The organism is Streptomyces sp. NPDC005181 (genome assembly GCF_040608395.1).
Lineage (GTDB): Bacteria > Actinomycetota > Actinomycetes > Streptomycetales > Streptomycetaceae > Streptomyces.
Window position 1 is genome coordinate 140623 of sequence record NZ_JBEXID010000001.1, and the last position, 16173, is coordinate 156795.

The following is a 16173-nucleotide window of genomic DNA, read 5'->3' on the forward strand; positions in this document are numbered from 1 at the left end:
GTGGTCATCTCATGACGCACGTCTTCGTCTGTGGAGCAAGGGCAGGTACGGCTCGTGGGGGTGTGGGCGCGCATGCGGTGCGCATACGTCATCACGCACATCGCGCCACCCCTCCCCGGCCGCTGCCGAGGGCGCCGCCGCCTACGCGGCCGCCCTCCTTCGCGGAGGTGGATTAGAGATCGTCAAGCATGAGCTGGAAGTCCCATCCCTCTTCGTCTGCCTGGACGGCGGTCTCGGCCTTGGCCGCTAAGGCCTCGCCCGCCCCGCCCGCCGCCAGGTGGTTCCGTCGGCCGGGTCGATCAGCAGGAAGGGCCCGGTGCGGCCCGAGTCGGCGTACGCGTCGAGCGCGAGCGGCTCGGCGGGGCGGAAGCCGGTGCACCGGATGAGCGCGTCCGCCTCCGAGGTCATGCCGTCGGCCCAGGCGGCCTCGGTGGGCGTGTGTCGTCGGCTGCCCCCGACGGGTACGCCAACTCGGGGTCCTGACCGGGCAGCGACAAGCAGGGCGGGGGCCGGCGCCCCCGCTGCTGGAGGCGGCGGCCGACAGCACCGCCAGCCGCCTCCACACCGATACGTGGTCTGGCTGGGCCTCTAGAAGTCCCACCCGTCATCTGCAGCACCCGACTTGGCGATCCGGGCGGCGAACGGCTCGCCCGCCATGCACGCCGCGAGAGTGGTGCCGTCGACCGGGTCGATCAGGAGAAACGAGCCGGTGTGCCGCGAGTCGGCATAGGAGTCGAGGGCGAGCGGCTCTGCGGTGCGCACCTTGACGTGACCGATGTCGTTTGCGACGAGCTGCCCCGGGTCGGGGTGCTGGGAGAGGTCGTCGAGCGTGAGCCGCGACGGGATCTCCTCGACGATCGCCCTGACGGTACGGGTGGTGTGCTTGAGCAGCAGGCGCTGGCCGACGGTGAGCGGGGTGTCCGCGACGTGGCATGCGGTCGCCTCGACCACCTTGGTGAGTCGGGGGGACTGCGCGCCGGTGGTGATCATGTCACCACGCCCGACATCGATCTCGTCAGCGAGCCGGACGCTGAGGGACGAACCCGCAGACACGACGTCGGCCGGTTGCCCGAGGACGTCGAGTGCGGTGATGGTGGTGACGCGACCGGAGGGCTGCACGGTCACCGTGTCCCCGACCCGGAGGCGGCCGGTGAGCAACTGACCCGCGTAATGGCGCTCCCCGTCATGCCGGATGACCATCTGTACGGGAAAGCGAGAGGGCCTGCTCTTCGAATCGTCCGCCAGCTGAACCGCTTCCAGGTGCTCCAGGATGGTGGGGCCGCCGTACCAGTCCATCTGGGCGGAGGCTGCCACGACGTTGTCGCCGACGAGTGCGGAGATCGGGATCGCGGTGATCTCCGCTACACCCAGCTCCGTCGCGAACGTCGTGAACTCCTCGGTGACCGCGGCGAAGACGGACTCCTGGTAGTCGACCAGGTCCATCTTGTTCACGGCGAGGACGACGTGCGGCACGCGGAGCAGAGCCGCGATGGCGGCATGCCGGCGGGTCTGCTCGACGATGCCCTTGCGGGCGTCGACCAGGATGACCGTCAGCTCGGCCGTGGAGGCTCCAGTGACCATGTTGCGGGTGTACTGCACATGGCCCGGCGTGTCGGCGAGAATGAACCGGCGCCGGGGGGTGGCGAAATAGCGGTAGGCCACGTCAATGGTGATGCCCTGCTCTCGCTCGGCCCGCAGGCCGTCGGTGAGCAGCGCGAGGTCCGGGCCCTCCGCGCCGCGGGCGCGGGACGCCTGCTCCACGGCCTCCATCTGGTCGGTGAGCACCGACTTGGAGTCGTGCAGCAGCCGTCCGACGAGCGTGGACTTACCGTCGTCGACGGAGCCGGCGGTGGCGAAACGCAGCAGGGTAGTGGCCGAGACGTCGGCGAACTGCTCGGTGGACGTGCTCATTAGAAGTACCCTTCGCGCTTGCGGTCTTCCATCGCGGCCTCGGACATCTTGTCGTCGGCGCGGGTGGCACCGCGCTCGGTCAGCCGGGAGGCGGCGATCTCGGAGATGACTTTCTCGATGGTGGTCGCGTCGGAGTCGACGGCACCGGTGCAGGACATGTCACCGACCGTGCGATACCGCACCAGACGGTCCTCGACCTGCTCGTCCGCGGTGGGGTCGCCCCATTCGCCGGCCGTCAGCCACATGCCGCCGCGCCGGAAGACCGGGCGCCGGTGGGCGTAGTAGATCGACGGGAGCTCGATGCCCTCGCGCGCGATGTACTGCCACACGTCCAGCTCGGTCCAGTTGGACAGCGGGAAGACGCGGACGTGCTCGCCGGGGGCGTGGCGACCGTTGTACAGGCGCCACAGTTCCGGCCGCTGGCGGCGGGGGTCCCACTGCGAGAACTCGTCACGGAGGCTGAAGACCCGCTCCTTGGCTCGGGCCTTCTCCTCGTCACGGCGCCCGCCGCCGAACACGGCGTCGAACTTCTCCTGCCGGATCGTCTCCGTCAGTGGCACGGTCTGGAGCGGGTTGCGGGTGCCGTCCGGGCGTTCCTTGAGCAGGCCGCGGTCGATGTAGTCCTGCACGGACGCGACGTGCAGCCGCAGTCCATGCTCGGCGACCACGCGGTCGCGGTACTCGATGACCTCGGGGAAGTTGTGCCCGGTGTCCACGTGCAGCAGCGCGAACGCGACGGGCGTCGGGGCGAACGCCTTCAGCGCCAGGTGCAGCATGACGATCGAGTCCTTGCCGCCGGAGAAGAGGATCACCGGCCGCGCGAACTCGCCTGCCACCTCCCGGATGATGTGCACGGCCTCGGACTCGAGCACGTCCAGGTGGCTGAGGGCGGAGCGGTGATCCTCGACGATGTCGAGGGAGCTGGAACTCATATCAGACGCCTTTCCACAAGGAGGCTCAGCAGGGACGCCGCGGATTCGGCGACGTTCTGTGCGTGTGCGGGTATGCGCAGGTCGGGTAGGTCCGGAGCCTCGTACGGGTCGTCGACCCCGGTCAGACCTGAGATCTCGCCGGCCGCCTGCTTCGCGTAGAGGCCCTTCACGTCGCGCTCGGAGCAGGTGCTCGAAGGCGTGGCGACGTGGACCTCCAGGTAGGGGGTGTGGGAGGCCCGGTGCCGCTCCCGCACCGCCCGCCGGCTGTCGGCGTAGGGGGCGATGGAGGGCACCAGTGCCAGTACGCCGTTGCGGGCCAGCACTTCCGCGACCAGACCGATGCGCTGGACGTTGGTGTGCCGGTCCTCGCGGCTGTAGCCGAGCCCCGCCGAGAGGGTCTCGCGGAACTCGTCCCCGTCGAGCACCTCCACCCGGTGCCCCTCGGCGCGGAGCTGCTCGGCCACGGCCTTGGCTATCGTCGTCTTTCCCGAGCTGGGCAGGCCTGTCAGCCATACCGTCGCACCGCACGCGCAGTCGCGCGTCGTCAGGCTTGGTCGCAGTTCCGTTTTCACCGGAGTGTCGCTCTCTTTCTTGACGTCCGCTCACATCGGGCAGGGGCGTCGCCGACGGGCGACGCACACAGGTCGGCATACGGCCGGTTCGGCCACCGCATCATTCGGTCCCGGCCAGCCGGTCGAACACGGTGCGCACCGGCACCCGGGAGTTTTCCGCGACGGCCGCCAGCACGGTCACCCACTGCCGGAGCACGGCCGCCGCCTCGTCGGCGGTGAAGCATGCGGTGGCGTAGTCGGCCCGTACGTCCCAGCCGTCGCCGTCGGTGACCACGTACTGGAGCCAGTCGGACTTCGCCGCGGCACCCCCAACGTGTACGCGCCGGCAGCGCAGGCCGGGAAGGGACAGTTCGCCGGGGGACTCGTCGAGCACGAGGCCGACGCGGTTCAGGTGCGCGCCGGACATCATGCCTCGGGCGCGGTTGACGCCGCCGATCATGCCGTACGGCACGTTGCGGTGGCGCAGTACGTCAAGGGAGACGCGCTTCGCGGCTGCGCACACCTCGGCGAAGGTGGCGTCGGCGGGGACCCGGTAGCGCACCGGCAGCAGGTCGGTGAGGCAGCCGAAGACGTCGTCAAGCTCCGGCGCGCCGCGCCGGGAGACGGGGTTGCAGACGATGACGTCGTCGCCGTTCACAGCCGCGACGGTGACCGCCAGGCAGGTGCTCATCAGCACGTTCGGTGTGGTGCGCAGCGACCGGGCCGCCGCGCGGACGGCCCGCCCAAGCTCGTCGGGGACGGTGGTGCGGACGCAGTCGCACGCGGTGCCCGGGCGTTCCGGCAGCGGGCGGGCCCGGGGCGGCAGCTGGGTGAGGGGCGGCATCCCGTCCAGGAAACCGTCCCAGAACGCGAGGTCCTCCGGAGTGATCCCGGCCTCCCGCGTCCGGAGGGCGTACGCGCCGAGCGTCGTTCCCGGCGCGGGGAGCTTCGCCGGCTCTCCCCCAGTCTCCTCGGTGTACAGGGCGGACAGTTCGTGGTCGAGCAGCGCCAGCGAGGCGTCGTCGATGGCGACGTGGTGGATCTGCAGCAGCAGCACGTACTCGTCCGGCGCGTAGTCGTACAGCGTCATCCGGGCGGGCGACTCGGTGATGTCGAGCGGGCGCTGTCCGGCCCGGCGCAGGGTCTCGTGGAGGTCTCCACCGGGCCACGGGAGCCGTTCGAAGGGGACGGCGCCGTCCGGGTGGACGCGCTGGACGGTGCTGGTCTCGCCGTGGGTGAAGGTGGTGCGCAGCACTTCGTGCCGCCGCACCAGTGCGCTCAGGGCGCGTTCCAGGGCGGGGACGTCGAGGGGGCCCGCGATGTGCTGGGCCCAGGTCTCGAGGAACGGCGAGGGGGCTCCCATGAACTGGTCGGCGATCCAGAGCGCCTCCTGTTCGAAGGTCTGGGGGAATTCGCGCATCAGACGGGGCGCCTCTCCAGAGCGGTGAGGTCGACCTTGCCGTTGTCGCGTCGCGGCAGCTCGTCCATCGGCTCGAACTTGGCGGGCACGGCGTACGCCGGGAGCAGGGTGGCGAGGTGCTTGCGCACCTCCCGCGGGGTCGGCGAGTGGCCCTCGACGAGCGTGTAGACCAGCGCGATGTGGTCGACCGTGCCGCCCTCGTCCGTCCGCGCGACGGCGGCGCAGGTGCGGATTCCGGGGGTGGCCGCGGCGGCGGCCTCGATGTCGCCCAGCTCGATCCGGTTGCCGCTGAGCTTGACCTGCCGGTCGCCGCGGCCGTGGTAGTGCAGGATCCCGCGGTCGTCGAAGAGCCCGAGGTCGCCGGTGCGGTAGACGCGGCGCTTGCTGCCCGCCACCTCCAGCTCCGGGAACCGGTCACGGGTCAGCGGCTCGTTGTTGAGGTAGCCCAGGGCCACTCCGGGGCCGAAGGTGACGATCTCACCCCGCTCGCCGGGTGCCGCGGGTGCGCCGTCCTCCCGCAGGAGGACCACCGTCGTGCCGGGGACGGGCACGCCGACGGGGATGCCGGAGGGTACGTGTGTGTCCGCCGGCACCATCCGGTGCACCGACGTCAGCATGCAGTTCTCGGCCGGTCCGAACCCGTTCCAGAGCGGCAGGTCGGGGAAGCGTTCCAGGAACATCCGGACGTGCCGGGAGGACTGCTTCTCGCCACCGACGTAGAGCGTCTCCAGTCCTTCGAAGGCGTCGAGGTCCTCGTCGACGATCAGGTTGAACAGGGAGGTCGTCAGCCACATCGTGTCGACGTGCTCGTCGGCGACGAGACTGCGCAGCCGGCCGGGCATCAGGTGGTTGTCGCCGACGACGACGACGGCGCCGCCGGCGGTCAGCTGGCCCCAGAGCTCGAAGGCGTACATGTCCCAGGCCGCGGGCGCGACCTGCGCGGAGGTGTGTCCCGGGCCGAAGCCGTCCAGCCCGCCGGGGCCGAACATGCGGGTGACGGCGCGGTGGGGGGTGAGCACCCCCTTGGGGACGCCCGTGCTGCCCGAGGTGAAGAACACCATCGCCGGGTCGTCCAGCTTGACGGGCAGGGGCTCGAACCGGTCCGCGGCCCCGGTCCGCGCCAGGTCGGCCAGGGGTGCCGGGGCGATGGTCCGGGTGACGCCGAGGGCCTCCCCGCCCGGCAGACCGAGGACGACCGGGTCGTCCAGCTGGGACAGGATCGCCTCGATGCGGCTCGCCGGCCAGCGCGGGTCGAGGGTGGCGTACGCGGCTCCGCTCATCAGCACGGCGAGCTGGAGGGCGATGAGGTGGGCACCGCGCGGCACCAGCATGGGGACGATGTCGCCGGACTTCACGCCCCATCCGACGAGACGGCCGGCCAGGGCCGCCGACGCCTCGGTGAGCGTCCGGTAGTCGACGCGCTCGTCGCCGTGGACCAGGGCGAGGGCGTGGGGGTTCGCCTCGGCGTGCTGGAGTACCGCGGCGTGCACACCGCGCAGCGGCGGCTGGGTGTTCTCCGTCATTCCGCACCCAGCCGGATCTGCTCGGCGAAGTCGGCCAGCTCGTCGTGGTCGAGAAGCCACAGGGGGTCGACACGGAGTCCGAGGCGCCGCTCGAGACGGGCGCAGATGCGAATGGCGGACAGCGAGGTGCCGCCGAGGTCGTAGAAACTGTCGCGCCGGCCGACCCGGTCGACGGACAGGACCTCCGCCATGACGGCGGCGACCTCTTCCTCCAGCTCGTCCGTCGGCTGCTCGTACTCGGCCTCGCGCACATCGTGGTTCTCGGTCACGGGGTCTCCTGTTCTCAACTGTTGGGCTTCACTTGGCTCACGGGGCGGCGGGCCCCCTATTTCTGGGACAGGACGCAGAACTCGTTGCCCTCCGGATCGGCCATGACCACCCAGCCGTGGGACCCCCGGAAGTCGGTGACCACGCTCGCCCCCAGGGCGATCGCGCGGTCCACCTCCACGTCCTGCGAGCGCCCCTTGGGGCGCATGCAGAAGTGGACGCGGTTCTTCACGGTCTTCTCGTCGGGCACGAGGATGAAGAGCACCGTGTGTCCGTGCTCGCCGGTCACGTAGCACTCGTCCGATCCCGGACGCACGCCCTCGTGCGGGGTGAATTCCGCCAACTCGCACCACCAGCGCGCCAGCGCGTAGGGGTCGCGTGCGTCGACCGTCGTGTGCGACAGGGTCAGGCTCATCAGGACGTGCTCTTTCTGGAAGGGTTGCGGCCTTGTTCAGGAGACCGTTTGAGGGGCAGCGGGCCGGGCGGCCTCCTCCGCCTCGCGCAGGGCGCGGGTCGTGACCCGGGAGGCGAAGACGATCGCCGCTGCCGTCAGTCCGAAGCCGCAGATGACGAAGGTGGTCTCCGGCCCCAGCCAGCGCCCCAGTCCGCCGCCGAGGAGCGCCCCGACCGGCACCGCGCCGAGCACGATCAGGCGGTAGCCGGCGGTGACCCGGCCGAGGAGCCCGTCGGGGACGACGGCCTGCCGGAGCGTGCTGACCACGATCTGGTTCAGGGCCGTGGCGACCGCGGCGAGGAACATGGCGACCTCGGAGAGGACGATGCTGCCGCTGAGACCGAGGACGACGTAGCTGGCGGCGGGCACGAGCGCGGCGAGCCAGGTCACCGGTCCGCCACCGATGACCGGGACAACCCGCGCGGCGATCAGCGAGCCGAGGACGGCGCCCACGGCCGGGACGGCGATGAAGAGGCCGTACCAGGACGCGGACACACCCATGGGGCCGGTCACCAGGAGAACGAGCAGACCGCCGGTGGCGGACCCGAACAGGTTGATCGAACCGGAGATGAACGCCACCCGCCGCAGCAGGCGGTGGTTCCAGAAGTACGACCAGCCTTCCCTGATGCTGCGCACGACCTCGCCGGGCGTGTGCTTGTCGCCGCTCGTGTCGCTCGCGGTCGGCATCATCCGCGGCAGCATGAAGGCGGCCAGCGCGCCGAGTGCGAAGAGTCCCGCCGTGGAGGAGAAGACCATGACCGCCGACATCGCGAACAGAGCGGCGCCCGCGGTGGGTCCGATGAAGTTGTTGATGGCCGACTGGGTGGCGAAGAGCCGTCCGTTCGCCCGCTCCAGGTCACTGCGCTGCACCAGGCGCGGCGGCACCGTGAGTGCCGCGTTGTCCACGAGCGTCTCGGCCGTGCCGGCGAGGAACACCGCGAGGTAGAGGACCGCGATGCTGCGTACGTCGGCCACGAGCGTCAGGACGAGCAGGCCGAAGCCCACCGCGCGGACCAGGTTTCCCGCCACCATGATGAGGCGCCGGTCGATGCGGTCGGCGAGGGCGCCCGCCGGCAGGGTGAAGACGAGCCACGGCAGGAACTGCGCCACGGTCATCCCCGCGACCAGCAGCGGGTCGCGGGTCATCGTGACGGCGAGGAGGGGCACGGCGGCCAGCACCAGACCGTCACCAAGATTGGACAGGCCCTGCGAACACCAGAGCTTGGTGAAATCTCGGCCCAACGTCATATCCGATCCCCTGTCATCCTCAACCGCACTCTCATGCGCTGTTCGTGTTGTCCCGGCACGGGCTTCGGCGCTCGCCGCACCCGCTGGGCGACGGCTCCGCCGAGCGTTTCCCTGATGCGTTCGTAGTACGGCAGCTGATCCTGCTCGAAGGCGAGGGCGATGTTCTCCAGCTCGCCCGACAGCTGCTTCTTCCCGGCGGGGGACGCCCCCAGCGCGTTCGACTCACTCGCGCCGGCGTGCCAGCGCCCGGTCGCCTTCCAGCTCGCCGGGGGTTCCCGCCGGAACGCGAGGGACTCGGCCACGAACGCGATCCCAACGGCCTCGCAGTACCGCCGCATCTCCGCCTCCGGGCCGTCGGCCAGCCGGTCGCCGTCGACCAGGTGCATCGGCAGACCCGCGTCCGTCACCGCCGAGACGATCTCCCACAGGTTCCCGAACCCCATCGCCTCGGATGGGGCGTCGGCCTGCATCACCAGGTGCGAGCGCACGGTGTCGCCGGGGTTCCGGTACATGGCCGCGTGCCGGCACCGCTTCAGGAAGTCGGGGTTCGCGGCCAGGCCGTCGATGCGGAAGTCGGTCGTGTCCTTGAAGAAGACCGGCCGGTCGGCCGCCACCTCGACGAGCGCAGCCATCACCTGATCCTGGGTCGTGCAGGTACGGCCCTCGACGTCGACCTCGCCGAAGTCGGACACGCGCGAGAACGGCTCGTGTATCACCAGGAAATCGCCGCGTTCGTACATCGCGCGCTCGAATGCCGTGGACCGCGATCGCGGCACGGACCACAGAGCCAGAAGCATCGGCTGTTCCGTCATGATGCCACCCCCTTCAGGGAAGTCTCGATTTCACGCAGAGCTGTTCGCAGAATTCGAATTCCGGCGAGATATTCCTCTACGAGAATGTGCTCGCTGTCGGTGTGGTCCTCGTGGGAATCCCCGGGTCCGTAGGTCGCCATGGGCACCTGCCAGGTCCTGCTCAAGGTGTTCATGTCGCTCGTGCCTGTCTTGAGCTTGTGGCCGGGCCGGAACCCTTCGAGCCGGATCGCGCGGGACAGGGCGCGGACGCACAGGGAACTCCGGGAAGCCACGACGGGCGGCACCTCGTACACCATCGCCACCTCGACCTCCTCGCCGAGGATCGACGAGACGTTCCGGAGCAGTTCGCCGGAGGCCGTTCCCGGAGGGGTCCGGAAGCTGAGCGAGCAGGAACTCGTGAACGGCTCGAACCGGCCGTCCCTGATGATCATGCCGATGTCCTTGAAGTGCGCATTTCCGTCGGCCGCGTAGGTGTCGAGGAGCCCGTCGAGAGCCCGGATCAGGATCTCGCTGGACTTCGGTCCGGGGGTCGCGCCGTGCGTACGCGGAACGTCGCACGTCGCCTTGAGCTCGACCATGCCCTTGTAGCCGAGGGTCACCGCCGACGCCCCGCTGGGTTCCCCGACGATCACGGCGTCGGGCACGGGGACGGTCTTACGGACGTGTTCGGCGCCGCGCGACCACAGCGTCTCCTCCTCGACGACACCCACCCAGTGGATGCGGATGCCGAGGTCGCGGCTGGTCAGCGCGGCGACGAGCATCGCCATCAGGGGCCCCTTGGCGTCGACGGCGCCGCGGCCCCGGATCAGCCGCTCGGTGTGCTCGAAGGGCACCGCGCCGGGCACGGTGTCCAGGTGGCTGAGCAGCATGACCGTGTGCACGCCGTGCCCGACGAGGACGTGCGCGTTCCCGACCTCGTCGAGGTAGCTTTCGGCCCCGAAGCCGAGGGCGATGTTCCGCAGTCGCTCGGCCAGTTCCCGTTCACCACCGGAGACGGAAGGGGTGGCCACGACCTCCGCGAGCAGCGCGACGGCTTCGGCGTCGGTCAACTCCTGGTTGGGAGCACTGAGATGTTGGATCGTCACAGCTAGCCAAGTCCCTTTCCTATGAGGGTGCCGGCCCCGCGCAGAGCTGCTGCGAGGGGCGATTCCACTCGGCCGTCGCACACCTGGACCGTCTGCGCGCCGTTGTCGAGCGCCTCGACGGCGGCGGCGATCTTCATCCGCATGCCGCCGCTGAGACGGGGCACCAGTTCCTCGGCCTCGTCCCGGCTCAGCGAGCGGATGGTCGAGGAGGGATCGTCCCGGTCGGCGAGCAGGCCGGGGGTGTCCGTGAACAGCAGCAGCCGGTCGGCGCGCCAGGCTGCCGCGATCGCGCAGGCCATGCGGTCGGCATCGACGTTGGTCGCCTGGCCCTCGCCCGTCATGCCCGGAGGGCATACGACCGGCACCATGTCGCAGGCGTGGACGGCGTCCAGGAGGCTCGTGTTCACCTCGACGACGCGGCCGGCGAAGTTGTCACGCACCACTCGGACGCTGTCGCCGAAGACCGCGCGGACCGCCGCCTTGCGCTTGGTGCGGACCAGTCCCCCGTCCATGCCCGAGAGTCCGACGGCCACGACGCCGCGCGCACCCAGCTCCGAGACGATTCGCGCCTGGGTCCGTCCGCGCATCGCCATCATGAGGGCGGTCAGGGTCTTCGCGTCCGTGTACCGGGTCACCATCCCGTCCGGGGACTGGAGGGTGCGTCGCGGCAGGCCCAGTTCACGGATGGTGTCGTCGATGTCCCGGGACCCGCCGTGCACCACGGTGACCTGGTGGTCCCGGCACAGGGCGGCGATGTCGTCCGCGATCGCCTCGCTGTTCTCCTGGAGGCTGCCGCCCCACTTCACCACGATTCTCATCGCGCTCACACCGGATGCAGGCCGGGAAACGTGAGTCCACACGTCTCCGGGAGACCGAGCATGAGGTTCATGCACTGCACCGCGCCGCCCGCTGCTCCCTTGACGAGGTTGTCGAGGCTGCCCATCGCGAGCGCCTTGCCGCGGTTGTCCGCGACGATGCCGACATCGCAGAAGTTCGAGCCGAGCAGCACCTTCGGGTCCGGGTAGCGGTACGCCCCGCGCGGGCTGTTCAGCAGGCGGACGAACGGTTCCGCTCCGTAGTCCTCGCGGTACATGGCCAGGAGCTCGCGCTCGCTCACCTCCCCGACGCCGATCTTCGTCACCGTCTGGACGCCACGCACCTGCGGCGTCGCGGTGACGGTCATGGACACGTCCACGCCGAGCGCCTCGATCACCTCGGCCTCGTGCCGGTGGTCGAACGGTGCGAAGACGCGCATCACCCCACTGCGCAGGGCGTGCGAGTTCGCCGAGCCGCTGGACGCCCCGGAGCCGCTGCTGCCGGTCCGCGCGTCGACCTGGACCTCGCGGAGCAGCCCTCGGGAGGCCAGCGGAGCCAGACTGAGGATCGCGCTCGTGGCCATGCACCCGGGAACGGCGACCCGGTCCGCGTCGATGATCTGCTTGCGGTGGAGTTCGGGCAGACCGCGGACGAACGCATCGGCCCGCTCGCCCTCCCGCCGCCAGCCGTAATAGCGCTCCATGAGTTCCGGATCCTGGATCCGGAAGTCGGCGGTCAGATCGACGAGCTTCGGCGCCAGCGCGCTGATCTCGTCGAGGATCTCCGCCGTGGAGCCATGGACACCGGCGAGGAAGACGAGGTCGGCCGACTCCAGGTCCGCCCGTCGGCTGTACCGCAGGCCGCTCCCCCGCAGCGGGGGGTGCGCGCTCTCCACCGTACGGCCGGCCTGGGTGTCGGAGGTGACGCCCGTGACCTGTACCTCGGGGTGGTGGACGAGCAGGCGGAGCAGTTCTCCGCCCACGAAACCCCTGCCGCCCACCACGACGACGCGCTTCATATCGTTTCCTTCACGTCGATCACTTCTGATGCACACGCCTCGACGATCCTCGCGGCCACATCGACGCCCGTCGCACCTTCGAATCCCTGGAACTCAACGCGGGAGTTGACCTCGAGCACCATGAGGGTCCCGTCCTCGTCACGGACCAGATCCACGCCGGCGATCCGCGCGCCCACGGCGGCTGCCGCCCGGACGCACAGCCCGTTGATCTCCTCGTCCGGCGCGAGGTGCTCCACCGTCGCTCCCCTGGCCACGTTGTTGCGCCAGTCGCTGCCCGACCGGGAGATGACGCCCACGCAGACGCCGTCGACCACGATCCCCCGCATGTCCGGGGCACCCGGACGGATCGCCTCCTGGACGATCACGGTTCTCGCGACCGCCGACGGCATCGCCGCACAGTGCTCCAGGACGGCGTCCGCCGCGTGCCGATCGGTGATCAGGCTGACGCGGTTGCCCCAGGAGGCGCTCAGCGGCTTGACCACGGCGGGGTAGCCCAGCGATTCGATCGCCTTCATCCCCGCTTCCACCGACGGCGCCAGCAGGGTGGTCGGCGTGGGGATGCCGCACTGCTTCAGCCGCAGGTACGTGGACCACTTGTTGCCGCACACCCGGGTCGACGACGCGTCGTTCATCGGACGGGCGCCGAAGGCTTCGAGCGACTCGGCCGCGAGCGCCGCCCGCTGGCTGGAGATCTCACGGTTGAGCACCGTCATGCCCCGGAACCGCTCCGTGTCGTGCGGACCGAAGGAGAGGTTCCGGGGGTCCAGCCGGACCGCGTGGAGACCACGGCGGTCCAGCTCGGACAGGAGCCGGCGCTCCTCGTAGCGAACGGTGGAGAGGAGAATTCCGAAACTCATCGGCCGTCCTCCCCGCTCGCCCCGGTCACTCACCCCAGTCCTCTTCGGGCTCCGGGGCGAGCACGAGCTTCAGCGGGTTCGTCGAGTAGATCTCGAGCTCCGTCGCACAGCCGGGGCAACTCACGATCTCGCCCTCGTAGCTGTCATTGGCTATCGGCAGCGTGCCGGAGCAGCTGACGCACTGTGTGTCCATGTCCTCTTTCCTTTCTCCATCACTGTGATTCGGTGACGAACTTCAACACTCGGCCGAGAACGGCCTCCGTGGTGAGTCCGCTTTCTTCCAGCAGGGACGCGTGCGTCCCTGCTGGAAGGAAGCCATTGACGCCGAGGGGCAGCCACGGGGTGCCCCGGTGCCCGATCGCCGCGGCGACCTGCGCGCCCATGCCGCCCGAGGTCCACGCCTCCTCCAGCGTGACCACCCACCGGCACGCCTTGGCAAGCATCCGGCCGACGGCGTCGGCGGATTCCGGGTCGACGGTGTGCACGTTGACGACCTGGGCGCCGTATCCCTCGTCCGCGAGCCGGTCGGCCACCTCCAGGGCCGTGGCCAGGAGTTCGGGCCCCGTGGCGACCAGGGCGATGTCCTGTCCCGGGCGCACTTCCTGTGGGATTCCGAGCTCCGGTTCGGGCAGTCCCCCGAAGACCGGTGAGTCCTTGCGACCGAGCCTCAGGTAGGTCGGGCCGTCGTACTTGAGGCACTGCTCCAGCAGCGACACGGCCTGGTGCGCGTCGGCCGGGACGACCACCCGCATGTGCGGCAGCGCGTTCATCAGCGCGAGGTCCTCGGTGGAGTGGTGGGTCGGGCCCAGCCAGCCTCCGCTCGCGCCCCCATGGGTGCCGACGACGCAGATCCGGCGCCGCGGGTAGGCGATGTCGAGCTTGATGAACTCGTACGCCCGGCTCACCGAGAAGGCCGCGAACGTGCAGACCAGGGCACGCCGTCCCCAGCGCTCGGCACCGGCGGCGAGCCCGATGGCGGCGTTCTCCGCGATGCCGACGTTGACGTAGTCCATCTCGGCCGTCGGCTTGATGCTTCCCGTGTCGGTGTCGACGACGAGCACGTCGTGCCGTACGGCGAGTTCCGGCAGGGCGTCGGTGAAGGCGGCGCGGGTGCTCATCCGCTCCGGTGCGATCTCAGCCACGGCCGGCCTCCGTCGTCGTCGCGAGCGGGGCGGGGCGGCGCATGCCGGCCCTGATCCGCCTGAGCTTCGCCTCGTCGAGACGGACGAAGTGGGAGACGGCCCGGCCGGCGAGGGCGCCCACGCCGTGCGCCTTCTCCGTCCGGCAGACCACAGTCGTCGGTCCTTTCGTCCGTGTCGCCTCGTCGAAGGCCGAGCAGAGTGCTGCCAGGTCGTGCCCGTCCACCTCGACGGTGTGCCAGCCGAAGCCGGCCCACCGGCCGGCGATCGGCGCGCCGTCGCTCACGTCGCGGACGGCACCGGTCTGCTGGAACTCGTTGACGTCGATCACCACCACGAGGTTGTCGGCGTCCAGGGCCCTGCCCACCTGGGCCGCCTCCCAGACCGAGCCCTCCTGGAGCTCGCCGTCACCGACGAGGACGAAAGTGCGCGCGGGCCTGTCGCCGGCCTGGCGCTGCGCCCAGGCCGTGCCGTTGGCCAGGGCGAGTCCGTGGCCGAGCGAGCCGGTGGCGAACTCGACGCCCGGGACAGCCACGTTGACGTGCGTGGCCAGTCTGCTGCCGGGCCGGCAGAAGGTGCCGATCTCCTCCGGCTCGATGAAGCTGCGTTCCGCGAGGGTGGCGTAGAGGGCCATCGCCGCATGTCCCTTGCTGAGCACGAAGGCGTCCCTCTCCTTCCACTCCGGGTCGTCGGGGTCGAGGTTCATGGTGTGGAAGAACAGCGCCACCAAGATCTCGACGGCGGACAGCGAGCCCCCCAGGTGACCGCCCTCGGGCCCCGAGCACATCTCGACGACGTGCTCGCGGACGCGTTGCGCGTGGGCTTCCATCCGTCCGAGCGCCGGCTCGTCCACGGTCCTGGTCAGCGGTCCGCACCTTCCGCGAGTTCCGCCAGGGCCTTGCGGTGCGACCAGACCTTCTCGATGACGTCGGCGAAGCCCTGGAGCAGGGGGCCGGCGTCCGGAGACAGGTGGCGCTGCTGGATGGTGAAGCTCCGGTCGACCACGTCCTGGGTGACCGGCCAGGAACCGCGCTCCTGACGGCAGATCGACCGCAGGGCGGGCTGCTCGGGAAGCGGCATCATCTGGTACCGGGTCGCCGGCAGGCCTTCCGCGCGCAGGGCCTTGATCAGCAGGTTCCTCGCGGTCGCGGTGTCCGTGCCCGGGAAGATCCGGTCCAGGTCCGGGACGAAGCGCAGAATGTGCCACGCGTGCTCGTAGCCGTCCGGCTCCGAGGGGCACATCAGGCCGTCCAGGTCCCGCAGCCGGTCCATGAAGGCCGCGACGTTGGCCCGCCGGGCCTCGTGGTACTCGGTGAAACGCTCCAGCTGGCTGGAGGTGTAGGCCGCCTGGACGTTGTTCAGCTTCGCGTTGAAACCCAGTCGGTGGCTCACGTAGCGCCGCGGCCGGTCGGGGCGGATCGTCTCGCCGAACTGGCGCAGCTGGACGATGCGGTCGGCCACGCCGTCGTCGTCGGTCACGACGAGGCCGCCCTCGCCGCACGTGGGGAGGTTCTTGGTCATCTGCAGGCTGAACGTCGCCGTGTTGCCGGACGCGCCGACCGGAGTGCCCCGGTAGCGGGCGCCCTGGGCCTGCGCGGCGTCCTCGATCACCACGAGGCCGTGCCGGCGGGCGATGTCGTTGATCACGTCCATGTCAGCGCTGAGGCCGTGCAGGTGGACCGGGACGACGGCCTTCGTGCGCTCGGTGATCAGCCCGGTCAGGCTGTCCGCGGACAGGTTGAAGGTCACCGGGTCGACGTCGGCGTACACCGGCGTCGCCCCGACGTGCACGACGGCCATCGCCGTCGCGACGAAGGTCAGGGCCGGGACCACGACTTCGTCGCCGGGGCCCACTCCGTGTGCGAGGAGGGCCAGTTCGATGGCGGTGGTGCCGTTGCTCACGCCGACACAGCGCCGCACTCCCAGGTACTGCGCCCAGGACCGCTCCAGCCGCTCGACCGCGGTCGGTTCGTTCGGCCGGTCGGAGACGAAGACGTTCGACTCCAGGACCGAGAGCACCGCCGCCCGGTCCGCGTCGGTCGTCATCGGCCATCCCACCGGGGCCAGTTCACCGAGGACCGGCTCACCTCCGGTGAGCGCGAGCTCCCCCACGGAAACGTGGTTCATCGGAACAGACACG

General features: G+C 70.3%; 18 protein-coding genes. All 18 read right to left on the reverse strand.

Annotation, left to right across the window (positions count from 1 at the left end):
* Window positions 1-246: 246 nt before the first annotated feature.
* Entirely contained in the window at window positions 247-408 is a 162-nt protein-coding gene (locus ABZV38_RS00670; protein WP_356323486.1) for a hypothetical protein, read from the reverse strand.
* A 180-nt stretch (window positions 409-588) separates the two neighbouring features.
* Window positions 589-1911 carry a GTP-binding protein gene (locus tag ABZV38_RS00675; protein WP_356323045.1) on the reverse strand — a complete coding sequence of 441 codons (1323 nt, stop codon included), beginning with the start codon at window positions 1909-1911 and terminating at the stop codon, window positions 589-591.
* On the reverse strand, window positions 1911-2843 hold the full coding sequence (gene cysD / locus ABZV38_RS00680; protein ID WP_356323047.1) for a sulfate adenylyltransferase subunit CysD: 933 nt from the start codon (window positions 2841-2843) through the stop codon (window positions 1911-1913). The genes ABZV38_RS00675 and cysD overlap by 1 nt, the downstream gene beginning before the upstream one ends.
* Complete coding sequence (gene cysC / locus ABZV38_RS00685; protein ID WP_356323455.1) at window positions 2840-3391, reverse strand: adenylyl-sulfate kinase; 552 nt, start codon at window positions 3389-3391, stop codon at window positions 2840-2842. Before cysC ends, cysD begins: the two co-directional genes overlap by 4 nt.
* Window positions 3392-3515: 124 nt before the next feature.
* A complete protein-coding gene (locus ABZV38_RS00690; protein WP_356323049.1) occupies window positions 3516-4814 on the reverse strand; it encodes a condensation domain-containing protein in 1299 nt (432 codons plus the stop codon).
* The gene (locus ABZV38_RS00695; RefSeq protein WP_356323051.1) at window positions 4814-6337 is read right to left on the reverse strand and encodes an amino acid adenylation domain-containing protein; all 1524 of its coding nucleotides are present in this window, start codon (window positions 6335-6337) and stop codon (window positions 4814-4816) included. Before ABZV38_RS00695 ends, ABZV38_RS00690 begins: the two co-directional genes overlap by 1 nt.
* Window positions 6334-6606 (reverse strand): phosphopantetheine-binding protein, encoded by a 273-nt coding sequence (locus tag ABZV38_RS00700; protein ID WP_356323053.1) that lies wholly within the window; start codon window positions 6604-6606, stop codon window positions 6334-6336. Before ABZV38_RS00700 ends, ABZV38_RS00695 begins: the two co-directional genes overlap by 4 nt.
* A 56-nt stretch (window positions 6607-6662) precedes the next feature.
* Window positions 6663-7019 carry a VOC family protein gene (locus tag ABZV38_RS00705; protein ID WP_356323056.1) on the reverse strand — a complete coding sequence of 119 codons (357 nt, stop codon included), beginning with the start codon at window positions 7017-7019 and terminating at the stop codon, window positions 6663-6665.
* A gap of 36 nt (window positions 7020-7055) precedes the next feature.
* On the reverse strand, window positions 7056-8306 hold the full coding sequence (locus tag ABZV38_RS00710; protein WP_356323058.1) for an MFS transporter: 1251 nt from the start codon (window positions 8304-8306) through the stop codon (window positions 7056-7058).
* Complete coding sequence (locus tag ABZV38_RS00715; RefSeq protein ID WP_356323060.1) at window positions 8303-9118, reverse strand: sulfotransferase family protein; 816 nt, start codon at window positions 9116-9118, stop codon at window positions 8303-8305. Before ABZV38_RS00715 ends, ABZV38_RS00710 begins: the two co-directional genes overlap by 4 nt.
* Window positions 9115-10203, reverse strand: a complete 1089-nt coding sequence (locus tag ABZV38_RS00720) for a M20/M25/M40 family metallo-hydrolase (RefSeq protein ID WP_356323062.1) — start codon at window positions 10201-10203, stop codon at window positions 9115-9117. Before ABZV38_RS00720 ends, ABZV38_RS00715 begins: the two co-directional genes overlap by 4 nt.
* Before the next feature lie 2 nt (window positions 10204-10205).
* Complete coding sequence (locus tag ABZV38_RS00725; RefSeq protein WP_356323064.1) at window positions 10206-11021, reverse strand: [LysW]-aminoadipate kinase; 816 nt, start codon at window positions 11019-11021, stop codon at window positions 10206-10208.
* A 5-nt stretch (window positions 11022-11026) separates the two neighbouring features.
* Window positions 11027-12037, reverse strand: coding sequence for an N-acetyl-gamma-glutamyl-phosphate reductase (argC, locus tag ABZV38_RS00730; RefSeq protein ID WP_356323066.1), 1011 nt, complete (start codon window positions 12035-12037; stop codon window positions 11027-11029).
* On the reverse strand, window positions 12034-12894 hold the full coding sequence (locus ABZV38_RS00735; RefSeq protein ID WP_356323069.1) for a RimK family alpha-L-glutamate ligase: 861 nt from the start codon (window positions 12892-12894) through the stop codon (window positions 12034-12036). The genes argC and ABZV38_RS00735 overlap by 4 nt, the downstream gene beginning before the upstream one ends.
* 25 nt (window positions 12895-12919) lie before the next feature.
* Complete coding sequence (locus ABZV38_RS00740; RefSeq protein ID WP_356323071.1) at window positions 12920-13087, reverse strand: lysine biosynthesis protein LysW; 168 nt, start codon at window positions 13085-13087, stop codon at window positions 12920-12922.
* 19 nt (window positions 13088-13106) lie between these two features.
* Window positions 13107-14036, reverse strand: a complete 930-nt coding sequence (locus ABZV38_RS00745; protein ID WP_356323073.1) for a transketolase C-terminal domain-containing protein — start codon at window positions 14034-14036, stop codon at window positions 13107-13109.
* Entirely contained in the window at window positions 14029-14886 is an 858-nt protein-coding gene (locus ABZV38_RS00750) for a transketolase (protein ID WP_356323075.1), read from the reverse strand. Before ABZV38_RS00750 ends, ABZV38_RS00745 begins: the two co-directional genes overlap by 8 nt.
* An 8-nt stretch (window positions 14887-14894) precedes the next feature.
* On the reverse strand, window positions 14895-16172 hold the full coding sequence (locus tag ABZV38_RS00755) for a DegT/DnrJ/EryC1/StrS family aminotransferase (RefSeq protein WP_356323077.1): 1278 nt from the start codon (window positions 16170-16172) through the stop codon (window positions 14895-14897).
* Window position 16173: the final 1 nt, after the last annotated feature.